This is a genomic window from Pseudohalioglobus sediminis (assembly GCF_008370495.1).
In the GTDB taxonomy this organism is placed as follows: Bacteria; Pseudomonadota; Gammaproteobacteria; order Pseudomonadales; family Halieaceae; genus Halioglobus.
The window spans coordinates 190,800-205,613 of sequence record NZ_VTUX01000009.1; the positions used below are offsets into that span (position 1 = coordinate 190,800).

Annotated in this window: 13 protein-coding genes; 3 read left to right on the plus strand and 10 right to left on the minus strand. The window is 63.8% G+C overall.

Annotated features, from left to right (window positions below):
* Positions 1 to 50: 50 nt before the first annotated feature.
* The 6 genes from hfq to F0M18_RS17365 form a co-directional block, all read right to left on the minus strand.
* Positions 51 to 299 (minus strand): RNA chaperone Hfq, encoded by a 249-nt coding sequence (hfq, locus tag F0M18_RS17340; RefSeq protein WP_066052834.1) that lies wholly within the window; start codon positions 297 to 299, stop codon positions 51 to 53.
* Between the two features lie 152 nt (positions 300 to 451).
* Positions 452 to 1,483 (minus strand): tRNA (adenosine(37)-N6)-dimethylallyltransferase MiaA, encoded by a 1,032-nt coding sequence (gene miaA / locus F0M18_RS17345; protein WP_149612730.1) that lies wholly within the window; start codon positions 1,481 to 1,483, stop codon positions 452 to 454.
* Positions 1,484 to 1,487: 4 nt separating this feature from the next.
* Positions 1,488 to 3,380, minus strand: a complete 1,893-nt coding sequence (gene mutL, locus F0M18_RS17350) for a DNA mismatch repair endonuclease MutL (protein WP_149612731.1) — start codon at positions 3,378 to 3,380, stop codon at positions 1,488 to 1,490.
* A gap of 332 nt (positions 3,381 to 3,712) precedes the next feature.
* A complete protein-coding gene (locus tag F0M18_RS17355) occupies positions 3,713 to 5,017 on the minus strand; it encodes an N-acetylmuramoyl-L-alanine amidase (RefSeq protein WP_149612732.1) in 1,305 nt (434 codons plus the stop codon).
* A gap of 44 nt (positions 5,018 to 5,061) precedes the next feature.
* On the minus strand, positions 5,062 to 5,535 hold the full coding sequence (gene tsaE, locus F0M18_RS17360; protein WP_149612733.1) for a tRNA (adenosine(37)-N6)-threonylcarbamoyltransferase complex ATPase subunit type 1 TsaE: 474 nt from the start codon (positions 5,533 to 5,535) through the stop codon (positions 5,062 to 5,064).
* A complete protein-coding gene (locus tag F0M18_RS17365) occupies positions 5,532 to 7,010 on the minus strand; it encodes an NAD(P)H-hydrate dehydratase (protein ID WP_149612734.1) in 1,479 nt (492 codons plus the stop codon). Before F0M18_RS17365 ends, tsaE begins: the two co-directional genes overlap by 4 nt.
* A gap of 35 nt (positions 7,011 to 7,045) precedes the next feature.
* On the opposite strand from F0M18_RS17365, the gene queG reads away from it, so the two are divergent.
* Positions 7,046 to 8,122, plus strand: a complete 1,077-nt coding sequence (gene queG, locus F0M18_RS17370) for a tRNA epoxyqueuosine(34) reductase QueG (protein ID WP_149612735.1) — start codon at positions 7,046 to 7,048, stop codon at positions 8,120 to 8,122.
* A gap of 121 nt (positions 8,123 to 8,243) precedes the next feature.
* On the opposite strand, the gene orn is transcribed toward queG, so the two are convergent.
* A complete protein-coding gene (orn, locus tag F0M18_RS17375) occupies positions 8,244 to 8,807 on the minus strand; it encodes an oligoribonuclease (protein ID WP_149612736.1) in 564 nt (187 codons plus the stop codon).
* 83 nt (positions 8,808 to 8,890) lie between these two features.
* Here orn and rsgA point away from each other — a divergent pair, with 83 nt between their 5' ends.
* Positions 8,891 to 9,907 (plus strand): small ribosomal subunit biogenesis GTPase RsgA, encoded by a 1,017-nt coding sequence (gene rsgA, locus F0M18_RS17380; RefSeq protein ID WP_149612737.1) that lies wholly within the window; start codon positions 8,891 to 8,893, stop codon positions 9,905 to 9,907.
* A 363-nt stretch (positions 9,908 to 10,270) separates the two neighbouring features.
* On the opposite strand, the gene F0M18_RS17385 is transcribed toward rsgA, so the two are convergent.
* Together F0M18_RS17385 and asd are read right to left on the minus strand one after the other, a co-directional pair.
* Positions 10,271 to 10,729, minus strand: coding sequence for an REP-associated tyrosine transposase (locus F0M18_RS17385; protein WP_149612738.1), 459 nt, complete (start codon positions 10,727 to 10,729; stop codon positions 10,271 to 10,273).
* Positions 10,730 to 10,965: 236 nt separating this feature from the next.
* The gene (gene asd, locus F0M18_RS17390; RefSeq protein WP_149612739.1) at positions 10,966 to 11,835 is read right to left on the minus strand and encodes an archaetidylserine decarboxylase; all 870 of its coding nucleotides are present in this window, start codon (positions 11,833 to 11,835) and stop codon (positions 10,966 to 10,968) included.
* A 48-nt stretch (positions 11,836 to 11,883) separates the two neighbouring features.
* Between asd and F0M18_RS17395 the strand changes: the two genes are divergently transcribed.
* Positions 11,884 to 12,954: a hypothetical protein gene (locus F0M18_RS17395; RefSeq protein WP_149612740.1), complete on the plus strand. Its 1,071-nt coding sequence runs from the start codon at positions 11,884 to 11,886 to the stop codon at positions 12,952 to 12,954.
* Positions 12,955 to 13,035: 81 nt separating this feature from the next.
* Here the strand turns inward: F0M18_RS17395 and F0M18_RS17400 are convergent, their stop codons facing one another.
* Positions 13,036 to 14,478 carry a PhoH family protein gene (locus F0M18_RS17400; RefSeq protein WP_149612741.1) on the minus strand — a complete coding sequence of 481 codons (1,443 nt, stop codon included), beginning with the start codon at positions 14,476 to 14,478 and terminating at the stop codon, positions 13,036 to 13,038.
* Positions 14,479 to 14,814: the final 336 nt, after the last annotated feature.

A 14,814-nucleotide genomic window follows, 5' to 3' on the forward strand; every position in this document is an offset into this window, starting at 1 on the left:
CTCGGGTGGGGAATTGTATACGGCCGCCGTGGCGGCCGGGAACGCATCGCCTAGCTGTCACCGCCCTCTTCCGGCGGGTGCTGCATGGGCAGGCGCACCACGCGGCTTGGCACCACGGTGGAAATCGCATGCTTGTACACCATCTGGCTGACCGTATTCTTCAGCAGCACGACAAACTGGTCGAAAGACTCGATTTGTCCCTGCAGCTTGATGCCATTAACCAGATAGATGGAAACCGGTACGCGTTCCTTACGCAGAATGTTCAGGTAAGGGTCTTGTAGCGTGTGCCCTTTTGACATAGCTATTTCTCCTGGAGGCTCAACTCGAGCCGAAAAAAATAAAAAACTGGCCTTCTTGCCCCGTCGCTACCCGTGTAATCACGCCCCGGGTCAGCAAACAGGATGACGGGCCCTCGATACCGCTCTGCACAGTATAGTGCATCCGCGACAAACTACATGGGGTCGCCCTGCAAATAGTTCAAGGCACCTTCAAGCACTGATGTCACCGATGAAAGAGCATACGCGCTGGCGGCCGCGGCGGATGACCCACGGGCGCTCCCCGCGCCGGCCTCAACATGCGGTGGCAGCAGCATTTCCTCGAGGTTACCCTCTTTATCGGTGTATATCCATGCAAGATCAGGCCATTTGCGCAGCCACGTCAGCTGCCGCTTGGCCAGCTGCCGGGTCGCCGCCACCGCCCTGTCCACCGCCTCCTCCAGGCTGCACTCACCCGCCAGGTGCTGCCACAATTGCCGGTATCCCACCGCGCGGATAGCGGGCAGGTCTGCATGCAGGTCGCCGCGCTGGTACAGGGCGCGCACCTCGTCGAGGAAGCCCGCTTCCAGCATCAGCTCGAAGCGCAGCGCAATGCGCTGGTGCAGCACACTGCGCGGCCGCGGGCAGATCGCCAGCTGGCGGATATCATAGGTGGCAAACGGATCCGGGCCAGCGGCCTGCTCGCGGTGCCAGTCACTCAGGCTGCGGCCGCTGGCCCGGTACACCTCCAGGGCCCGTGTCAGGCGCTGGGAATGATTGGGGTGAATGCGCGCGGCGGCCTGTGGGTCAACCTCGGCCAGCTGCGCGTGAACGTGCGGCCAGCCATGCGCCGCGGCCTCCGCCTCGATCTCCCGGCGAATGGCGGCATCCGCCGACGGCATCTGTGCCAGGCCCTCGAGAAAGGCCTTGAAGTAAAGCATGGTGCCGCCCACCAGCAGCGGGATTTTCCCGCGGGCGGTGATTTCGGCCGCCAGGCGCGTGGCATCAGCGGCAAACTCGGCGGCGGAATAGGGTTCGGCGGGGTCGCGTATATCCACCAGGTGGTGTGGGTAATCCGGCTTGGCGCTGCCGATGTCCAAGCCGCGGTAGACCAGGGCGGAATCCACGCTCACCAGCTCGCAGTCCAGCTGTGCGGCGAGGTCGATGGCAAGATCGGTCTTGCCCGAGGCGGTCGGGCCCATCAGGCAGATGAGAAGAGGTTTAGCCATGGCGTCAGCGCCCGCGCAGGAACAGTTTGTCCAACTCCTCCAGACCCAGCTGCGTCCAGGTGGGGCGGCCGTGGTTGCACTGCCCGGAACGCTCGGTTGCCTCCATATCGCGCAGCAGTGCGTTCATCTCCGGCACCGTGAGCCGGCGGTTGGCGCGCACGCTGCCGTGGCAGGCCATGGTGGAGAGAATTTCGTCCAGGTGCGCCTCGATGCGCTCGGAACTGCCGAATTCGATCAGGTCGGCCAGCACGTCGCGCAGCAGCTGCTCGACATTGGAATCGCGCAGCAATACCGGGATTTCACGAATCACCAGCGATTCCTCGCCGGCCACGTCCACGGTCATACCCAGGCGCTGGAACAGTGCCGCGTGCTCCCCCGCCACCTGCACCTCGCGCTGGCTCACCGCCACCGACTGCGGCACCAGCAGCGGCTGGCTGCGGATGCCCTGCTGGTCGCGGGCCGCTTTCAGGCCCTCGTAGGTAATGCGTTCGTGGGCCGCGTGCATGTCCACCAGCACCAGGCCGGCGGCATTTTCAGCGAGAATATAAATGCCCTTGAGCTGGGCCAGCGCATAACCGAGGGGCGGGATATCCTCCTCCCCGGACTGCTCCGGCAGCGATGGATGTACCTGCTGGTAAGAAGACACCTGGGCCAGGGCCGCGCCACCCTGCAGGGGCCGCGAACCCGGATGTGGCTGCCCGCGCCCGGTGCCGAAGGAGGCGAAGCCGGCTTGCGGGCTGCCCGGCTCCGCCACGGCGTCGCCGCGCCATGCCAGCGACGCCTGCGTGGTGATCTCGCCGGTCCGGGTGTCGATGGCCATGCCATCCTCGGCGGCCACCGCGCCTGCGGGCAGGTTGTTCGCCGCGGATGCGCCGGGGCGCACTTCCGCCAGGGCCCGGTGCAGGGTAGAGAAAATAAAGTTGTGCACGCTGCGCCCGTCGCGAAAGCGCACCTCGTGCTTGGTGGGATGCACGTTCACATCCACCTGCGCCGGGTCGACTTCAAGATAGAGCACAAAAGCCGGGTGGCGGCCGTGATAGAGCACGTCGCGATAGGCCTGCTTGACCGCGTGGGCGATCAGCTTGTCGCGAATCACCCGGCCGTTGACGAAGAAATACTGCAGATCCGCCTGGCTGCGCGAGAACGTGGGCAGGCCCACCCAGCCCCACAGGCGCAGCCCGTAAGCCGCCTCGCTGCCGCGCTCATTCTCGATATAGATCGCCTGTTCCATGAACGCAGGGCCACACACCGTGGCCACGCGACGCTGCTGCTCGACCTGGCCGGTACCGGCCTTGAGCTGGTGAATGGTGCGACCGTTGTGGCGCAGGCTGAAGGCCACATCAAAGCGCGACAGGGCCAGGCGCTTGACCACTTCTTCCAGGTGGTTGAACTCGGTTTTCTCGGTGCGCAGGAACTTGCGCCGGGCCGGGGTATTGAAGAACAGGTCGCGCACTTCCACCGTGGTGCCCCGCGGATGCGGCGCCGGTTTCACCAGCACCTCCATTTCGCGGCCCTCACAGGCGGCGGAGTTGCCCTCGCTGCCTGTTTCCGCGGCGTTGCTGGTCAGGGTGAGCCGCGATACCGAGCCGATACTGGCCAGCGCCTCGCCGCGAAAGCCCAGGCTGCCTACTGCTTCCAGGTCTTCCAGCGAGTGGATTTTGCTGGTGGCGTGGCGCGCCATGGCCAGGGGCAGGTCATCCGGCTCGATACCACCGCCGTTATCGCGAATGCGGATCAGCTTGACGCCACCGGACTCAACGTCGATATCAATGCGGGTAGCACCCGCGTCCAGGCTGTTTTCCAGCACTTCCTTGACCACCGAGGCCGGACGCTCCACCACCTCACCGGCGGCGATCTGGTTGGCAAGGCGGGTGGAGAGGCGGTGGATCCTGGACATCAGGTTTCAGTAACGGCTCGCGCTGAGGGCTGGCTGTGCCTGCGAGGGCGCAAGTCCAGCGTGGATTAGACCGGCGATGTTACTGGATTCCGCAGGGGCCGGCCACCGGGGTGAGGCTATGAGCAGGGTGCCGGGTGTGGTGCGGGGTTTATCGCGGCTGCGGCCGCTCCTACGGGTTGGTTGCTGAGCCCGCACCTGTTGGAGCGGCTGCAGCCGCGATTGCTATGCCTGTTTACCCGGCACTGCGTTGCTTACACAACTCTTTCGCGGCTGTGGCCGCTCCTACGGGTTGGTTGCTGAGCCCACACCTGTTGGAGCGGCTACAGCCGCGATCAGGTTGCCGGGATGGTCAGTTTCTGGCCCACGCGGATAGTGGAGCTGCTCAGGTTATTGGTGCTCTTGAGTACCGACAGCGACACATTAAAGCGCTGGGCGATACCCGACAGTGTGTCGCCGCTGGCGATGGTGTACTCGGTGCCGCCCTGGGACTTGCGCCAGGCCACCAGTGTGCCTGAGGGCGGGTGGGCCATCAGGTAGTTCTTGATGCCGGCGTGGATGGCGCGCGCGACCCGTTGCTGGTGGCTGCGCGTGGAGAGTTTCCTGGCCTCGGTGGGGTTGGAGATAAACCCGGTTTCGACAAGTATCGAGGGAATATCCGGTGACTTCAGCACCGCAAACCCGGCCTGCTCGACGTTGCGCTTGTGCAAGCGGGTGACGTTGTTCATGTTGCGCAGCACCTCCGCACCGACCTGCAGGCTGGCGTCCAGGGTGGAGGTCATGGACAGGTCTGCGAGCACACCGGCGAGCACGTCGTCCTTGTCCGACAGGCGCACCCCGCCGACCAGGTCCGCGGCGTTCTCGCGCTGGGCCAGGTAGCGGGCGGCGGTACTGGTGGCGCCGCTGGTGGACAGCGCGTAAACGGAGGCGCCATTCGCCTCCCGGCGCTTGAAGGCATCCGCGTGGATGGAAACAAACAGGTCCGCCTGGCGTTTGCGGGCCAGGTCGCGGCGGCCCTTCAGGCTGATGTAATAATCGCCGGTGCGGATCAGCGTGGGGGAAAAACCGGTGTCGGCCTTGAACAGGGCATAGACATCGCGGGCGATGGCCATCACCACGTCTTTTTCCCGGCTTTTGCCGGGGCCCAGGGCCCCGGGGTCCTCGCCACCGTGCCCGGCGTCGATGGCGATAACGATATCGCGCTTGCTGTTCTGGCTGGCGGTTTTCCTGACCGCCGGCTGGGCGCTCGCCGCCTGCTGGTCGTAGAGATCCAGCACCAGGCGATCGCCGGTTTTCTCGTTGGCCTTGAGAGTGAAACTGCGCGGGTCCACGGCGGCGCTGACGTCGAGCACGATACGCAGGTCATTGCCCTCGCGCACTGCGGAGCGCACCTGGCGGATCGGCGTGTCTGCCAGCGGCAGATCGGACAGGTTGGATTTCAGGCGGGTGTTCTCCACATCGAGCACGATGCGGTCCGGGTTGTTGAGCATGAACAGCTTGTGATCCACCGGACCGGTGAGGTCGAATACCACGCGTGTGTGATCCGGCGCACGCCACAGGCGCACGTCATGCACTTCCGCCGCCTGCACGGTGACGGCCGTCAGCAAACCCAGGATCGCCCCGATCCACGCCCTGCCCATGTCACTCCCGCGTTAGTACGCTTTTTTGTTATGACGCCCCTGGCTCAGGTGCGCAACTGCAGGCACTTGATCACCGCGAACCCCTCCGCGGTATTGGCCTTAAGTTGCAGCGATCGCCCCGATCCTTTGCGCTCTATGTTAATCACTAAATCCGCCGGGGGCAAAACACCTTCTCCCCGCGCCGGCCACTCCACCAGGCAGATGGAATCTGTGGTGAAGTAATCGCGAATACCCATGAACTCCAGTTCCTCGGCATCGCCCAGTCGATATAGATCAAAATGGTACAGGTTTAGTTCCCCGAGTTCGTAGGGCTCTACCAGTGTATAGGTCGGGCTTTTTACCGCGCCGCGATGACCCAGGGCCTGCACAATGCCGCGGCTCAGGGTGGTTTTGCCCATGCCCAGATCGCCCTGCAGGTATAGCACCAGGCCCGGTTGCAGCGCCGCGGCCAGGCGCGCGCCGCAGGCCACCATCGCCTCCTCGCCGTCTGCCTCCAGCACCATTTCCGCGTCGTTCATCCCAGTAACTCCCGCAATACCGGGGCCAAGTCGCTGGCGGCGAGGCCGCGCTGCCCCTCCTCGGCGGCAATATCAGCGGCGGCACCATGCAGGCATACACCCAGCGCCGCAGACTGCAGCGGGGCCATGCCCTGTGCCAGCAGTGAACCAATCACCCCGCTGAGCACGTCACCCATACCGCCGCTGGCCATGCCCGGGTTGCCGTAATCGCTGAGCAGCAGCGCGTCGTCGCCGGCGACCAGTGAGCCGTTGCCCTTGAGCACCACCACGGCGCCGAACTTGTCCTGCAGGGCGCGCGCGGCAGCGAAGCGATCCGCCTGTACCGCAGCCGTGCTGATGCCGAGCAGGCGTGCTGCCTCGCCCGGGTGCGGGGTGAGAATCATCCCCGGCCGCGGCTGTACCGCCTGCGCCGCCAGCAGGTTGAGCCCGTCCGCGTCGAGCACCATGGGCTTGCCGCTAGCCACGGCTGCCTGCAACAGGTATTGCGCCCAGGGTGATTGCCCGAGCCCGGGGCCGACTACCAGCACGTCGGCCGCCTCGAGCAAAGGCTGTAGCTCCTCGCCCGACTCGACCCCGCGGGGCATCACTTCCGGGGTGCGCGCTACCAGCGCGGCCACATGCTCGGGTCGCGTTGCCACGCGCACCAGGCCAGCACCGCAGCGCAACGCCGCTTCTGCCGCCAGCGCCGCTGCCCCGGCCATGCCGTAGTCGCCACCGACTACCAGCACCGTGCCATACAGGCCCTTGTGCGCGGTGGCCGGGCGCGGGACCAGGTCATCGAGCAGGGCCTCCAGTTCCAGTCGATGGCAGTCGGCCGGGACCTGCCGGTAGATCTGCGCCGGCACCATCAGGTCGGCAAACTGCAGTTCCCCGGTGTAGTCCATGGCCTGGAGGGTGAACAATCCGCGCTTGAGGCCGATAAAGGTCACCGTGAGGTCGGCGCGCACTGCGTGCCCGAGCACGCGGCCGGTGTCGGCGCACAGGCCGGAGGGGATATCCATCGCCAGCACGGCGGTGCCGGCGGCATTGATCTCAGCGATGGCGGTAGCGTACTCGCCGCGCACATCGCCCCCCAGCCCGGTGCCGAGCAGGGCATCCACCACCACCCCGATGGGCAGCACGGCGCCCTCTGCAAAGGGCAGGATCTCAACACCGTTGGCCAGCGCCTGTTGCCGGGCCAGCAGGGCGTCGCCGGTAATTTTTTCCGCATCACCCACCTGCAGCACCGTGGTGCGGATGCCGCGCTTGTGGGCCATGTCGGCAACCAGGAAACCGTCGCCGCCGTTATTGCCGGTACCGCAAAGTACCTGCACGCACTCCGGTTGCGGCCAGGTACTTATCAGGCAATCGAAAGCCGCGCGCGCGGCGCGTGACATCAGGGTAATGCCCGGCACCTTGTGGGTGTCGATGGCGCAGCGATCCAGCGCGCGGGTCTGCTCTGCGGTGTACAATGTTTCGAATCTGGTTAAATCCATTTTATCCTCTCCGTCACAACGGGAATTATACGCCGATGTCATCACAAGATGACCCTCAAATTCCGCTGCTGGAACGACAGGCACTGTGGCGTGATGTCGAGCGCTGGGCAGGCGAGCTTGGTTTCCAGCAGGTGGGCGTGACCGACGTGGACCTGGGTGTGCACGAGGACTACCTGCAGCGCTGGCTGGACGCAGGCTACCACGGCAGCATGGATTACATGGCGCGCCACGGCAGCAAGCGCGCGCGGCCGGCGGAGCTGGTGCCGGAAACCTGCCGCGTGTTGTCACTGCGCATGAATTACCGGGTGGATGAGCGCGCCGAGGCAGTGCTGGCCGCAAAGGACAAGGCCTACATCTCGCGTTACACGCTCGGCCGTGACTACCACAAGCTGATGCGCAAGCGCCTGGCGCAGCTGGCACAGCGCATTGAGGAACGTGCCGGCGGCGGCCGCTACCGGGCCTTTGTCGACAGCGCGCCGGTGCTGGAACGCGCCATTGCCGAACAGGCCGGACTGGGCTGGATCGCCAAGAACACCATGCTGATCAACCAGGACGCCGGTTCCTGGTTCTTTCTCGGCGAGATCTATACCGACCTGCCACTGCCGCCCACCGGGGCGCAAAAGAGCAAGCATTGCGGTACCTGCACTGCCTGCCTGGACATCTGCCCCACTGACGCCTTTGTCGGCCCGTTCCAGCTCGACGCACGGCGCTGCATTTCCTACCTCACCATCGAACACCACGGCAGCATCGACCCGCAACTGCGCCCGCTGATGGGCAACCGCGTGTTCGGCTGTGATGACTGCCAGCTGGTGTGCCCGTGGAACAAGTTCGCCCAGCCCAGCGACGAGGCCGACTTCCAACCGCGCCACGGGCTCGATGACAGCGCGCTGGCGGATCTGTTCATGTGGGATGAGGCGACCTTCCTCGCCCGCACTGAAGGCTCGGCTATTCGCCGTATCGGCTTCGAGCGCTGGTTGCGCAACCTGGCCGTGGGCCTGGGCAATGGCCCCGCCTCGGCGGCGGCCATCAGTGCCCTGCGCAGCCGCCTGGACTACCCATCGGAGCTGGTACGCGAACACGTGCAGTGGGCACTGGATCGGCTGCTGGCCTGATAGCAATAGGGGCCTTGCGGCCTTTCGCGGCTGTGTCCGCTCCTACAAGTTCACGCGACAAGCCCACCTCCGTGGGAGCGGCCACAGCCGCGAGCCCTCTACACGATGCACTCCCACGCGGCTATGGGTGCTTGGGTTCGGGGTGCAACTGCAGGAAATGCTCGCGGTAGTAGCGCATTTCCGCGATCGACTCGCGGATGTCATCCAGCGCCAGGTGGGTGCCGGTCTTGGTAAATCCGGCTTCCAGTTCCGGGCGCCAGCGCTGCATGAGAATCTTGAGCGTGCTGACATCCAGGTTGCGGTAATGGAAAAACGCCTCCAGCGCAGGCATGTGCCTGGCCATGAAACGACGATCCTGGCAAATGGTGTTGCCACACATTGGCGAGGCCCCGGCAGGGACCCACTGCTCGAGAAAGGCGATGGTTTCGGCGCTGGCGCGCTGTTCGTCGTAATCGCTGGCGCGGACCCGGTCCACCAGCCCGGAGCGGGTATGATGCGTGGTGTTCCACTCATCCATGGCGCTCAAAGTGGCGTCGCCCTGGTGGATGGCCAGCACCGGCCCCTCCGCCAGGGTTTGCAGATCCGTGTCGGTGACAATGGTGGCGATCTCGATCACCACATCCTGCTCCGGGTCCAGACCGGTCATCTCCATATCCACCCAGATCAGGTTGGTGGGGCTCTGCATCGCTATCGACCTCAACTCAAGACTTGGCCCGCAGTGTAACAAATTGCCTCGACAGGCCCGAGGGCTGCCCCAATAATGCACCCATGTCGAAACGCAAGCTCAGCCGCCAGCAGACCTGGCGAGTGGAAAAGATCCAGGAGGAACGCGCCCGGCGCGCCGCCCGGCGGGATACCGCCGCGGAGGAAGCGCTCAGCGGCGGCGAACTGGGGCCGGAACAGGAGGGCCTGGTGATTGCCCACTATGGCACCCAGGTGGCGATCGAGTCCGCGCCCGGGGTCAGCCAGCGCTGTCATATCCGCGCCAACATCGACGGCCTGGTCACCGGCGATCGCGTGGTGTGGTGCGAGGGCGAACCCACCGGCGTGGTGGTGGCGCAACTGGAGCGCAATAGCGTGCTGTGCCGACCCGATCCCTACGGTAAACTGAAAGCAGTGGCGGCCAACATAGACCAGATCATGGTCGTGATCGCGCCCTACCCGGAGCCGCATGCCAACCTGGTAGACCGCTACCTGGTGGCTGCCGAGGTGGTCGGCATCGAACCAGTGATCGTGATCAACAAGCAGGACTTGCTGGCGCAGGATCCCGCCCTGCGTGAGCAGATGGCAGCGCTGACCGCAGTCTACCCCGGGTTGGGCTACAAGGTGCTGTATACCGCCAACAACGAGGCCGGCCTTGCCGGGTTGCAGGAAGCACTGCGCGAGCGTACCAGCGTGTTCGTTGGCCAGTCCGGGGTGGGGAAGTCATCGCTGGTCAACGCCCTGCTGCCGGAAGCGGCGCTGCGCGTGGGCGCCTTATCCGAGAATCGCCAGAAAGGCACCCATACCACCACCACGGCGCAGCTGTTTCATCTCGACTGCGGCGGCAGCCTGATCGATTCACCGGGTATCCGGGAATTCGGTCTCTGGCATATGAGCAAGCAGGAAGTCGAACAGGGCTTTCGCGAGTTCCGCCCCTGTCTCGGCCTGTGCAAGTTCCGCGATTGCCGGCACGAACAGGAACCGGGCTGCGCGATTCTCGACGCAGTCGAAGAGGGCAGGATCACCGCATCCCGTCTGGACAGCTACCGCCACATCGTGTCCACGCTCGAGGCCTCGGGCTGATCGCGGCTGTGGCCGCTCCTGCGGGGACGTTTGGCGCGATGCATATTTTGTAGGAGCGGCTATAGCCGCGAGGATAGTTTCCGCCCTGGCAACATTGTACGCATTCGCGGGATTGATCGCGGCTGTGGCCGCTCCTACGGGGGAGTTTGGCGTAATACATATGTTGTAGGAGCGGCTACAGCCGCGAGGATGGTTTCCGCCCTGGCAACATCGCACGCGTTCGCGGGATTGATCGCGGCTGTGGCCGCTCCTGCGGGGGAGTTTGGCGTAATACATATCTTGTGGGAGCGGCTACAGCCGCGACAATCGTTTCCCGCTCAACAGCAAGTCCACCTGTTTTCTAGCAAGCCACCGCAGCGAACCTTAGAGCCACTGCGCATCCCAGAGTGGGTAGTCGCCCACTCGTTCTACCAGACCCGCACGCAGGGGATTGGCGATGACATAGCGCGCACAGTTGAGGATGTGTTCCTCCCGGCGCAGGGCGTGATCGTGGAAGCCCCGTTGCCATACTGGCGTCTGCGTGCCCAAACGCTGCTGAACGGCATGGGAGGATCGCGACTTCACATGGCGGATCACGGCAGAAAGGTCAGGCCCGGCCTGCAACTGCATAAGCCAGTGCAGGTGATCCGGCATCACCACAAAGGCCAGCGTGCGCGCAGCCCCATGCGCGTCACGCAGGCTGTGCACCACGCAACGCCCCAATACCAGGTCGCTGAAAATGGGTTGACGACCATAAGTCGCCGTGGTGATGAGATAGATCTGCCCCGGGCGAGAAACCCGCCCGCGTCGGAGTCGATGAGTATTGTGTTTCTGTCCCGGCATACCCTTGGACAATGAAAAGGATAGACCACAAGCTTAGGCGCCTGGCCAATGAAGCACCACGATCAATTGTGCGCATTCTCGGGATTCATCGCGGCTGTAGCCGCTCATACGGGGATACGTGGCGTGATGCATATCTTGTAGGAGCGGCTACAGCCGCGTGGATGGTTTCCGCCCTGGCAACATCGCTCGCATGCGCGGGATTAATCGCGGCTATAGCCGCTCCTACGAGGGAGGTGTTACGAAATAGCGGTGGTTGCGTTCGGTCGCCGCGCCAGCGCTTCGCCGAGGCGTGTGGGCGCGCCTGCCAGGTAGCGTTCATCCCACTCAACGCCACCCTCGGGGAACAGCAGGATAACGGTGGAGCCCAGCTTGAAGCGCCCCATCTCCTCGCCCTTGGCTAACTCAACCGCATCGGGAAGACGCTGGTAGTCGAGGCGCGTGGGTGCGCTCGGCGGCGGGGCCACCTGCCCGCCCCACACGGTCTCGATGCCGGCGACCACCATGGCGCCCACCAGGATCAGCGCCATCGGCCCCGCCGCGGTATCGAAGTAACACACCAGGCGTTCGTTGCGCGCGAACAGGCGGTCAACATTCTGCGCGGTAACCGTATTCACGGAATACAGGTCGCCCGGGATATAGGTGGTGCCCAGCAGGCGCCCTGCTACGGGCATATGTACCCGGTGATAATCGCGCGGTGACAGGTAGATGGTGGCGAATTTTCCACCCGCGAAGCGTTCGGCCCATTCGGGGTCGCCGCCCAGCAGTTCGACACAGCTGTAATCCTGGCCCTTGGCCTGGAAGATACGTCCGCCGACAATATCCCCCAATTGACTCACCGCGCCGTCCGCCGGGCAGACCACATCCGCCTCGGCAATAGGCCGTGCGCCCTCGCGCAGGGGGCGGGTAAAGAACGCGTTGAAATTGGCGTAGCGACGGTGATCAGTTTCCCTGGCCTCGCTCATGTCCACGTCGAAGTGCTTGATGAACCGCCCGATAACCCAGTTCTTCAAGGCCGCAGGATGCTCGAGCTCTGCCAGCCAGCCGGTAAGGCGGGACAGCAAATGCTGCGGCACAAGATGCTGAAAAAAGATGAATAATGTGTCCATGCGGCGTAGTGTAACGTCAATAAAGACAAAGGTAATCAGGGCGTTAACGTGAACAATTGGCTTGCCATTTCCCTGCTGGTGGCTGCAACGACGATGGTGCCGCCCGCGTCGGCGCAGTCTGCATCCGGCGCGCCCGCCGACGCCAGAGAGGAAGATGAGGTGCTCGGCTGGGAACCCGTGCTGCCTGAGGACAATGCGGAACGCATCGAAGAGGCCGAAGACGAGCTGGTGGAAGTGCCCTGGGCCGATGAGCCCGAGGACGTGCCGGTCAACTGGGTGGATACCAGCCACGCCATAGCCACCAACCAGGCACAGGCACTCAGCGAATGGCTGGACGCCTTCTTTGGCGACCCTGAATATGACGCCGAACAGGCTGAATCCCTGCTGCGCCTCGAGTTCGTCAACGAGTGGGACGAGGACGACGGCAACGACTTCAATGTGCGCCTGCGCGGCAAGGTGCAGCTGCCAAAGATTTCCCGTCGACTCAACCTGGTATTTGCCGGCGAAGATGGCGAACCTGAAACCGAGGAAGAGCGCCGCGAGGAAGACCGCATCGGCCTGCAGTACAAGGTTCGCGAGGGTGGTCGCTCGCGTTTCGATATGACGCTGAATTACTCTTCGGGCTCACTGCGCCCGGGCGTGCGCTACCGCAATGAAGGCCGTTACACCGAAGAGACCAGCTATCGCTTCATCCAGCGCCTGCAATGGGATAACGACGAAGAATTCTTTACCACCGCCAATTACGACATCAACCATATGCTGGATGCAGACAGCATTCTGCGCTGGGCCAACCGGATACGCTGGGGCGAAGACACCAACGGCGTGGAGTGGCGCACCCGCCTGGCCCTGCGCGAACGCAAGTTGCCCGAGAGCAGGCGGCCCATTGCGATCTCCTATTTCGGCAGCATTAACGGCGAAACGCGCCCCGACTCACTGGTGAAGAATTACCGTTTAGGCGTGGTGTGGCGGCGACAGATTTACCGCGATTACCTGTTCGCAGAAATCGAGCCGGCCTACAACTACCGCCGCCGCACGCTGGAAGACGACCGTGAACCCGCCTGGAGCATCGTGCTGCGACTGGAAGTTGCGCTGCAGCGGGATTTGCGCAGGGTGCGATAGGGTTTATCGCGGCTGTGGCCGCTCCTACGGGGGTGGTGCTGGACTTGTAGGAGCGGCCACTGCCGCGAGAGGGCTGTACGGCTAGAGGTTCTCCTCGGCAAATGCCGCCAGCCGTGAGCGCACGATGCCATTGACGTGCATGATCCCGGCATGGGGATATTGCTTGCTCTTCTCCACCAGGTAGGTCAGCCCGGAAGTGAGCGGGCTGATGTACTTGTTGTCGATTTGCGCCAGATTTCCCAGCACCACGATCTTTGAATCCGCCCCTACCCGGCTGATCACGCTCTTGAGCTGGAACTGGGTCAGGCCCTGGCTCTCGTCGATGATCACGTAGGCGTTGTTGAACGAGCGGCCACGCATGAAGTTGAGCGATTTGAACTGGATATTGGCGCGCTCCTTCACGTAATCGATACTGCCGTGACAGGACTCGTCAGTGCCGTGCAGGATCTCCAGGTTGTCATCGAAGGCGGCCAGCCAGGGCGCCATCTTCTCTTCCTCCGTACCCGGGAGGAAGCCGATCTCCTCTGCTATGGGCGGCGTGGAGCGCGCCACGATCAGCTTGGAGTACTTTTTTTCCTCGAGAATGGCATGCAAGCCATAGGCCAGCGCCATCAGGGTTTTGCCCGAGCCCGCCGGGCCGGTGAGCACGGTCATGTCCACGTTGTCGTCGTCCAGCAGCGACATCGCCATGGCCTGCTCCAGGTTCCGCGGCGACAGCCCCCAGAAACGCCTGTGCATCAGGTTGTCACGGCTGTCACAACGCAGGTACACATACTCGCTGTCCACGCGCTTGACGAAGGCCATGAATTCCTGGTCGTCATAGAGAAACTGGTTGGGGTAGGCGTTGGGCACCGACTTGCGCGGCAGCCGGTGCAGGGTGCAATCGCCCTCGCGCAGGGTATCGACCTCGCTGATACCGGACCAGAAATCACCCTCAATATGCTCATAGCCCTTGGCCAGCAGGTCGATGTCGTCGAGCACGCGGTCGCGGCGATAGTCCTCAACGTGCACCAGGCCCGAGCCCTTGGCCTTGATGCGCATGTTGATGTCTTTGGTTACCAGGCAGATGAACTCCTCGGGGTTTTCCGCCTGCAGGCGCAGCGCCACATTGATAATGCGATTGTCATTGGCCTGGTCCGGCGTGCCGTCGAGATAGGGCACATCGGTGTTATCACCGAGCAGCTGGTCCGGGAAAATGGCCAGGGTGCCGGGAGGCAGGCCCTCGATACCCGAGCCTGGCACCTCCACCCCCTCCTGTATCTCTTGCGGCGAGGCGGCATCGACGACCTTGTCAATCATCTGGATGGCGATTCGCGCCTCGCGGCTGACGGTCTTGTCGCGCCGGTCCTTGATGTGGTCGAGTTCCTCGAGCACGGTCATGGGAATGACAACGTGGTGTTGCTTGAAGGCGGTGACGGCGGTGGGGTCGTGCAGCAGGACATTGGTGTCCAGTACATAGGTTTTTTTGACAACGGGTTTCAGGGTGGCTGATTTTTCTACGCGCAGGGCGGAGCCTGAATCCATAGAGTATTCCTCTCGGGTAAATGGCAGGTTGGGTGTGGGGGATCTTGCGGCGGGCAAGGCAGGGTCACATTGCAGCGACCTGCCGATATTATGGCCGGCACGGCCCCAGGGGGGATGCCAGCGGGCTTCTTGCTCGAGATCGGGGCCGACTTCTGTGTTCGACCGGGGTTGGATGGAAACGGGTGGTGTGGTGCTGCCGGTGCTTTCGCGCCCGCGATAGTGCAGCGCGTAGCGGTTCTGGGCAGGTGAGGCCCGGTGGCAGCGCAGCAGCGCTGGTTGGATGACGCGTGACGGCCTGGTGTCACTGGCCGGCCTGCGTCGGGCACTGTTTCAAAT

What these genes read in the sequence shown, in the direction of transcription:
- hfq (WP_066052834.1), bottom strand. Translation starts at nt 299, where the DNA reads ATGTCAAAAGGGCACACGCTACAAGACCCTTACCTGAACATTCTGCGT.
- miaA (WP_149612730.1), bottom strand. Translation starts at nt 1,483, where the DNA reads ATGGCTAAACCTCTTCTCATCTGCCTGATGGGCCCGACCGCCTCGGGC.
- mutL (WP_149612731.1), bottom strand. Translation starts at nt 3,380, where the DNA reads ATGTCCAGGATCCACCGCCTCTCCACCCGCCTTGCCAACCAGATCGCC.
- F0M18_RS17355 (WP_149612732.1), bottom strand. Translation starts at nt 5,017, where the DNA reads ATGGGCAGGGCGTGGATCGGGGCGATCCTGGGTTTGCTGACGGCCGTC.
- tsaE (WP_149612733.1), bottom strand. Translation starts at nt 5,535, where the DNA reads ATGAACGACGCGGAAATGGTGCTGGAGGCAGACGGCGAGGAGGCGATG.
- F0M18_RS17365 (WP_149612734.1), bottom strand. Translation starts at nt 7,010, where the DNA reads ATGGATTTAACCAGATTCGAAACATTGTACACCGCAGAGCAGACCCGC.
- queG (WP_149612735.1), top strand. Translation starts at nt 7,046, where the DNA reads ATGTCATCACAAGATGACCCTCAAATTCCGCTGCTGGAACGACAGGCA.
- orn (WP_149612736.1), bottom strand. Translation starts at nt 8,807, where the DNA reads ATGCAGAGCCCCACCAACCTGATCTGGGTGGATATGGAGATGACCGGT.
- rsgA (WP_149612737.1), top strand. Translation starts at nt 8,891, where the DNA reads ATGTCGAAACGCAAGCTCAGCCGCCAGCAGACCTGGCGAGTGGAAAAG.
- F0M18_RS17385 (WP_149612738.1), bottom strand. Translation starts at nt 10,729, where the DNA reads ATGCCGGGACAGAAACACAATACTCATCGACTCCGACGCGGGCGGGTT.
- asd (WP_149612739.1), bottom strand. Translation starts at nt 11,835, where the DNA reads ATGGACACATTATTCATCTTTTTTCAGCATCTTGTGCCGCAGCATTTG.
- F0M18_RS17400 (WP_149612741.1), bottom strand. Translation starts at nt 14,478, where the DNA reads ATGGATTCAGGCTCCGCCCTGCGCGTAGAAAAATCAGCCACCCTGAAA.